Annotated in this window: 6 protein-coding genes; 2 read left to right on the top strand and 4 right to left on the bottom strand. The window is 51.1% G+C overall.

The window, feature by feature from the left end; translation table 11 throughout:
* Positions 1–221: 221 nt before the first annotated feature.
* The 4 genes from clpX to bolA all read right to left on the bottom strand — a co-directional run bounded on the left by clpX (position 222) and on the right by bolA (position 4,501).
* The gene (gene clpX, locus RT340_RS20645; RefSeq protein ID WP_034828109.1) at positions 222–1,493 is read right to left on the bottom strand and encodes an ATP-dependent protease ATP-binding subunit ClpX; all 1,272 of its coding nucleotides are present in this window, start codon (positions 1,491–1,493) and stop codon (positions 222–224) included.
* 127 nt (positions 1,494–1,620) lie between these two features.
* Entirely contained in the window at positions 1,621–2,244 is a 624-nt protein-coding gene (gene clpP, locus RT340_RS20640) for an ATP-dependent Clp endopeptidase proteolytic subunit ClpP (RefSeq protein ID WP_008103933.1), read from the bottom strand.
* A gap of 336 nt (positions 2,245–2,580) precedes the next feature.
* Positions 2,581–3,885 (bottom strand): trigger factor, encoded by a 1,305-nt coding sequence (gene tig, locus RT340_RS20635; RefSeq protein WP_045833927.1) that lies wholly within the window; start codon positions 3,883–3,885, stop codon positions 2,581–2,583.
* Between the two features lie 301 nt (positions 3,886–4,186).
* Complete coding sequence (bolA, locus tag RT340_RS20630; protein WP_034828103.1) at positions 4,187–4,501, bottom strand: transcriptional regulator BolA; 315 nt, start codon at positions 4,499–4,501, stop codon at positions 4,187–4,189.
* Positions 4,502–4,768: 267 nt separating this feature from the next.
* On the opposite strand from bolA, the gene RT340_RS20625 reads away from it, so the two are divergent.
* Both RT340_RS20625 and ampG read left to right on the top strand, forming a co-directional pair.
* Positions 4,769–5,347, top strand: coding sequence for a lipoprotein (locus RT340_RS20625; protein WP_034828101.1), 579 nt, complete (start codon positions 4,769–4,771; stop codon positions 5,345–5,347).
* A 54-nt stretch (positions 5,348–5,401) separates the two neighbouring features.
* Positions 5,402–6,889: a muropeptide MFS transporter AmpG gene (gene ampG, locus RT340_RS20620; RefSeq protein WP_313377613.1), complete on the top strand. Its 1,488-nt coding sequence runs from the start codon at positions 5,402–5,404 to the stop codon at positions 6,887–6,889.
* Positions 6,890–7,365 lie beyond the last annotated feature (476 nt).

Below are 7,365 nucleotides of genomic sequence, written 5' to 3'. Positions count from 1 at the left end.
GGGATTTCAATGCGTTCAGAACGCTCAGGATTCATAGAGCTCTCTCTTAGTTTAATGTCCGCCAGGTGATGGGTACCGCGTAAAAGAAGTTTGCAGTTCAACCCACAGGATATTGAGTATATGGGGATGCTTGGTCGACATTCAATGTCAGGGGAGAGAGAAAAACAAAAGGGGAAACATTTTCCCCTTTTTTAAGATAACAACATGGTTAGATTGTTTATTTATTCGCCAGAAGCCTGAGCTTCGTGCTTACCATAAATCAACATCGGCTCGGATTGACCGTCAATCACTGACTCATCAATCACCACTTTTTCCACGTCATCCATCGATGGCAGATCGTACATGGTTTCCAGCAGCGCACCTTCTACGATAGAACGCAGACCACGCGCGCCGGTTTTGCGTGACATCGCTTTCTTAGCGATCGCCGTCAGCGCTTCATCTCGGAACTCCAGCTCCACACCTTCAAGGTTAAACAGAGCCTGGTACTGTTTGGTCAACGCATTCTTCGGTTCGCGCAGAATCTGAATCAGGGCTTCTTCACTCAATTCACTCAGCGTCGCCACCACCGGCAGACGACCAATGAATTCTGGAATCAGACCAAATTTGATTAGATCTTCTGGCTCAACCTGCGACAGCAACTCGCCTTCGCTGGCTTTTTGCGATTTACCTTTCACCGTAGCGCCGAAGCCGATACCGGATCCGGTTTCCACGCGCTGGGAAATCACTTTGTCGAGGCCAGCAAAAGCACCACCACAAATGAACAGGATCTTAGACGTATCAACCTGCAGGAACTCCTGCTGTGGATGCTTACGTCCACCCTGCGGCGGAACCGCGGCAACGGTACCTTCGATAAGCTTCAGCAACGCCTGCTGTACGCCTTCACCGGATACGTCACGCGTGATTGACGGGTTATCTGACTTACGAGAAATCTTATCGATTTCATCGATATAAACGATACCGCGCTGTGCTTTCTGCACATCGTAATCACACTTCTGCAGCAATTTCTGGATGATGTTTTCCACATCCTCACCCACATAACCGGCTTCGGTCAGGGTGGTGGCATCCGCCATGGTGAACGGAACATCCAGCAAACGCGCCAGGGTTTCAGCCAGCAAGGTTTTACCGCTACCGGTTGGACCGATCAGCAGAATGTTACTTTTGCCCAGTTCGATTCCATTACTGGTATCGCCGTTGCGCAGACGTTTGTAGTGGTTATAGACCGCTACCGCCAGCACTTTTTTCGCCCTTTCCTGACCGATGACGTAATCATCTAAATGATGACGGATTTCATGCGGTGTCGGCAGTGCACTGCGCTCACGGTGCGGAGCCACTTCTTTAATCTCTTCGCGAATGATGTCGTTGCATAAATCAACACATTCGTCGCAAATATACACTGACGGCCCGGCAATCAGCTTACGGACTTCATGCTGGCTTTTGCCGCAGAAAGAGCAGTACAGCAACTTACCTGAACCGTCTTTGCGCTTATCTGTCATCAGCTAACCTCTTTTCGTTCTCAGACCCAATTTGGTGTACGGCACTGGCCGCACATCAACGGCCGATATTCATGCAACTCATCGTGCTGCCCCGTTAACTATAGCGTAAGGGGCAGCCAGATGTGTCTTATTGGCGATGCGTCAGGATGGAATCGACCAAGCCATACTCTACCGCTTCGCTGGCAGAGAGGAAACGATCGCGCTCAGTGTCGCGTTCGATCTCTTCCAGTGATTTGCCGGTATGTTCAGCCATCAACTCATTCATACGCTGCTTCACTTTCAGAATTTCACGCGCATGGATTTCGATATCCGTCGCCTGGCCCTGATAACCGCCCAGCGGCTGGTGAATCATGACGCGGGAATTCGGCAGGCAGAAGCGCTTACCTTTGGTACCTGCAGTCAGCAGGAACGCACCCATTGAACAAGCCTGACCCATACAAATGGTGCTGACGTCCGGCTTGATAAATTTCATAGTGTCATAAATCGACATCCCGGCAGTAATCACGCCGCCTGGCGAGTTAATGTAGAGATAAATGTCTTTTTCAGGATTCTCAGCTTCCAGAAACAGCATCTGCGCCACGATCAGGTTGGCCATATGATCTTCAACCTGGCCGGTCAGGAAGATCACACGCTCTTTGAGCAGGCGGGAGTAAATGTCGTATGAACGCTCGCCGCGCGAGGTTTGTTCGACCACCATTGGCACCAGCGCCATGTGCGGTGCAGTAAATTCACGATCGCCACTGTATGACATTACCGTCTCCTGATAAATTTCATTGGCAACATTCTGTACCGATATTACGTGAGGCGCGTCGGGAAAACTATGCGCTGCCTTCTCACTCCGACATAACAGGACGGTTAATCAGCCAGTCTCACTGTTTTCATGCATTCTCCCTGTATCTGGGGATGCTGCCCAGTTGTTTCAAGCATAACAACCTTTTGCCCATTCGCTAACACGGAAAAAGAGCTTAGCGAACAATTTGCCGATTAATTAGGCAAATAGAGGACAAATCTATGCGGTTAGCACCCTAAAACGAAAAAGCCCGCGACTTTTCAGTCGCGGGCTTCGCACTTTCGGTTAACTAACGAATCAGGCCGCTGAGGTCTGGTTCATCAGTTCCTGGAAGTTGGTTGCTTTATCGGTCACTTTGGCTTTCGCCAGAACCGCTTCAACAGCCTGCTCTTCCAGCGCAACGTTGCGCATGTTGTTCATCAGCTCGTTGTTCTTGCTGTAGAACTCGATCACTTCCTGCGGGTCTTCGTATGCAGAAGCCATCTCTTCGATCAGCGCTTTAACGCGGTCTTCGTCAGCTTTCAGCTCGTTGATGCGAATCACTTCGCCCAGCAGCAGACCGACAACAACGCGACGTTTAGCCTGCTCTTCGAACAACTCACGTGGCAGTTCGAAAGCTTGCTTCTCGTTGCCACCAAAACGCTGAGCAGCCTGACGACGCAGAACGTCGATTTCGCTGTCGATCAGTGCCACTGGCACGTCGATGTCGTTGGCTTCAACCAGACCATCAATCGCCTGAGATTTCACGCGGTTACGAATAGCGCCTTTCAGCTCACGATCCATGTTCTTACGCACTTCTGCACGCAGACCGGCAACGGAACCATCTTCAACGCCAAAGCGCTTGATGAACTCTTCAGTCAGTTCTGGCAGCTCGCGAGTTTCCACTTTTTTCAGCACGATTTCGAACTTCGCGTCTTTCCCTTTCAGGGTTTCAGCGTGGTAATCGTCCGGGAATTTCACGTCGATAGTGAAGGTTTCGCCCGCTTTGTGGCCAACAACACCTTCTTCGAAGCCTGGGATCATACGACCCTGGCCCATCGCCAGTACGAAGTCAGACGCTTTGCCGCCTTCGAACTCTTCGCCGTCTACTGAACCGGAGAAGTCGATGGTTGCGCGATCTTCAGCAGTCGCTGCTGCATCGCTCTCTTTCCAGGTCGCCTGCTGCTTCTGCAGGGTTTCCAGCATGGTATCAACGTCAGCATCGGTGACTTCAACCACTGGCTTCTCGACTTCGATAGCATCCAGGCCTTTCAGCTCAACTTCAGGATACACTTCGAACTCAACCGCGTAGGTGAAATCTTCACCTTCTTTGTACTCACCTGGCACGTAGTTTGGTGCGCCAGCTGGGTTGATTTTCTCTTTGATGATGGCGTCAACGAAGTTGCGCGTCATCAGCTCGCCCAGCACGTCCTGGCGAACAGAAGCACCGTAGCGCTGAGAAATGATGTTTGCCGGCACTTTGCCTTTACGGAAACCGTCGATACGGACTTTCTTAGCCACTTCCACCAGTTCTTTCTTCACTGCGCTTTCGATGCTGTCAGCTGCAACAGTAATCGAAATGCGACGGCCCAGACCCTGAGTGGTTTCTACTGAAACTGTCATCTTGTTACCTCAAAAAATCACGTGCTCGGTCAACTTCAGACACCACACATTAAATGCGCCGTATCCAACAATCGGGACGGCCTCTGCAGGCAGAACCTAATCCCTGTCACCAGAAGCGTCCCGAAGACATTCCGGAAAAATAGACGCCGCATTATAGCGGCATCGCTGGAATGAGTCGAGGCTGCAAACTCACCACTTTTTAGCGGTTTTGCTGCTTTTTTGCGCCATGGATCGCGTTTGAGGGTAATAGATGAAAAGAAAACGGCCCGCAGGCCGTTTTGAGAGAGGATGAAGTGTGAACTCAGGCGAGGGTACCCGCTCCACGACAGTTCGGTGACGCCAGCACGGTATCTTGCAAGCCATCCCACTCTTTTTGCGTGTAAGTGTGTAGTGCCAGTGCGTGCACGCTCCCTGCTAACTCTTCGGTCAGTTCGCCATAAATGGCGCGATGACGCTGCAGGAATCGCTGGCCGGTAAACACATCGCTGACAATCACCACTTTAAAGTGACTTTCAGAACCAGCGGGCACGTTATGACGATAGCTTTCATCATGCACTTCGAGATGTGCAGGTTCGAACGCCTTACGCAGCTTTTCTTCTATTTGTTCGCGAATCATTGTTAACACTCCTCAACGGCGAGCGCTGTGCCCATCTGTTTAAATATTAGTAGGTTTTTTGCCCAACCCGCAGGCGCGCCGGAAATAATTCCTGATCTGCTGCGCATCTTAACGGGCTCATGCGTCAGGTCAATGCTGTTGCATGACCGCCTGTCCGAAAAAAGCCTTTACAATCAATTTCCACTGGCACGGGGCTTTTTTCGCCGTCGCGCAATGCTATGATGGCCGCAGTTTTGCAAACCAACCCATATGCTAACGAGAATGAGTATGTTGAAAAAACTGTTATTCCCTCTGCTGGCTGCGTTTATTTTAGCCGGCTGTGCCAGCAATAACACCACCCTGAACATTCAGCCTAAGATCCAGCTGCCACAGCAAGATCCCGGTCTGATGGGTGCCACCATCAGCGTTAACGGTGCCGATCAGCGTTCCGATCAGGCACTGGCAAAAGTGAATCGTGACGGTCAGTTAGTCACCTTAACACCATCGCGCGATCTGCGTTTCCTGTTACAGGAAGTGCTGGAGAAGCAGATGACAGCACGCGGTTATATGATCGGACCAAACGGTGCGGTTGACCTGCAGATTGTCGTCAATGGTCTTTACGCTGATGTGACACAAGGTAACGTGCGTTACAGCATTACCACCAAAGCTGACATTTCCATCATTGCAACCGCGAAAAACGGTAACAAGCAGGTTAAAAACTATCGTCAGACTTACAGCGTAGAAGGCGCATTCACCGCCACTAACGCGAAGATCACCAACGCGGTCAACTCTACCCTGAGCGACGTGATTGCTGATATGGCGCAGGACACCAGCGTTCACGAATTTATTAAACAGAACGCCCGCTAATTCCTCAGCTATTCTGCCCGGTCATCTTTGGCCGGGCATCATTTCAGGTTGGTTATGACTTCTCACTATCTGCGCATTTTCACCCAACGTAATGCAGCCGTATTACTGCTGCTCGGTTTTGCTTCCGGACTGCCTTTAGCACTCACGGCCGGGACCCTACAGGCGTGGATGACCGTAGAGAATGTCGACCTGAAAACCATCGGTTTCTTCTCCCTTGTCGGCCAGGCTTACGTGTTTAAGTTCCTGTGGTCGCCGATGATGGATCGCTATACCCCGCCGTTTCTTGGCCGTCGCCGTGGCTGGCTACTGGTCACTCAACTCGCACTGATCGCCGGTATTATCGCCATGGGCTTTATGCAGCCTTCGCGCGATCTGACGCTGCTAGCTGCCCTGGCCGTGCTGGTTGCCTTCTGTTCTGCATCGCAGGATATCGTGTTTGATGCCTGGAAAACCGATGTGCTACCGCCAGAAGAACGGGGCAGCGGAGCCGCGATTACTGTGTTGGGTTATCGCCTGGCGATGCTGATTTCAGGCGGACTGGCGCTGTGGCTGGCCGATCGCTATCTGGGATGGCAGGCGACTTACTGGTTAATGGCACTGTTGATGTTGCCAGGTTTGATTGCGACATTGCTGGCCAAAGAGCCCGCAGCACCCGCGCGCGAGCCGCACACCCTGCGTCAGGCCGTTTCGTTCCCGCTCAAAGACTTCTTCCTGCGTAACAATGCCTGGCTGCTGATCACCTTAATTATCCTTTATAAGCTCGGTGATGCTTTTGCTGCGTCGCTCACCACCACCTTCCTGATTCGCGGCGTAGGTTTCAGCGCCGGCGATGTCGGACTGGTGAATAAAACGCTGGGATTGCTGGCAACCATCATTGGTGCGCTGTACGGCGGTGTGCTGATGCAACGCCTGAGCCTGTTCCGTGCCCTGATGATTTTCGGCATTCTTCAGGCCGTTTCCAACTTCGCTTACTGGCTATTGGCCGTGACGCCACCTCATTTATGGAGCATGGCGAGCGCGGTGTTCATAGAAAATCTTTGCGGCGGGATGGGCACCGCCGCGTTTGTGGCGCTGCTGATGACATTGTGCAATAAGTCGTTTTCCGCAACGCAGTTCGCGCTGCTCTCGGCGCTTTCTGCCGTCGGGCGTGTCTATGTCGGACCGGCAGCGGGATGGCTGGTTGAGCTGTGGGGCTGGCCGACCTTCTACGCTTTCACTGTGTTCGCTGGCGTGCCTGGCTTATTGCTGTTGTGGATCAGCCGCGGCACTCTGCAAGCCATTCAGCAAGACGGACGTTTTGTCATGCGAAGCCTGTGGCCGCAAGGCTATCGCTGGACAGTGCGCCTGTTTAGCGCCGGCTGTGGCCTGCTGTCGCTCTGGTTAGTGCTGCTGGCACTAAATGCGGCTGACGTCTGGCATGTCAATGCCTTGCTGACTCCGCTTTTTGAGTGGGGCATGGCACTAGCACTGGTGGCCGTGGCGCTAGGTGTGATTCTGGATTGTCTGGCGTTAAGAAAAATGCCGGGAAAAAATCTGAGTTAAGTAATGATAATTTGCCAGCGGCTAAATATTTGGCTAAAAAAATAACAACGAACTCATTTTAACGAATAGCATTTTTTTCATCGCGAAAAAGAAACATTAAATTAACAACCCTGGATTATATTTAAATCCGGTGCGCAATTACTTTGTAGAAAACTCATCACCCAAATGCTACATAATTGTTAAATAAATGGGCATTAATAGTACGGTTTATGCTTTCCCTGATTTTTCTGCGGTTTCTATCATTGTTTTTTGTTATATTGACGCCAACTGCTTGTCGCAATTAATAATTTGTCACCCTGCGCAACATCTGTGACACCCTTAGCAAAAGGTGTCAACAGCCTTCTGACACATCCTTAAGCTGGTTTACACTGCATAAACCTTCCCGTAAAATGCGCGCACACTTAAACGACAATAGAGCCCTTTGTCATTGAGGTCGTTAAATGAGACTCAGGAAATACAATAAAAGTTTGGGGATT

Origin of the sequence: Pantoea sp. CTOTU50773 (assembly GCF_032082325.1) — a bacterium.
GTDB lineage: Bacteria > Pseudomonadota > Gammaproteobacteria > Enterobacterales > Enterobacteriaceae > Pantoea > Pantoea communis.
Note: the sequence above shows the minus strand (reverse complement) of the source record. Positions and strands in the feature narration are given on the sequence as shown.

What these genes read in the sequence shown, in the direction of transcription:
- clpX (WP_034828109.1), bottom strand. Translation starts at nt 1,493, where the DNA reads ATGACAGATAAGCGCAAAGACGGTTCAGGTAAGTTGCTGTACTGCTCT.
- clpP (WP_008103933.1), bottom strand. Translation starts at nt 2,244, where the DNA reads ATGTCATACAGTGGCGATCGTGAATTTACTGCACCGCACATGGCGCTG.
- tig (WP_045833927.1), bottom strand. Translation starts at nt 3,885, where the DNA reads ATGACAGTTTCAGTAGAAACCACTCAGGGTCTGGGCCGTCGCATTTCG.
- bolA (WP_034828103.1), bottom strand. Translation starts at nt 4,501, where the DNA reads ATGATTCGCGAACAAATAGAAGAAAAGCTGCGTAAGGCGTTCGAACCT.
- RT340_RS20625 (WP_034828101.1), top strand. Translation starts at nt 4,769, where the DNA reads ATGTTGAAAAAACTGTTATTCCCTCTGCTGGCTGCGTTTATTTTAGCC.
- ampG (WP_313377613.1), top strand. Translation starts at nt 5,402, where the DNA reads ATGACTTCTCACTATCTGCGCATTTTCACCCAACGTAATGCAGCCGTA.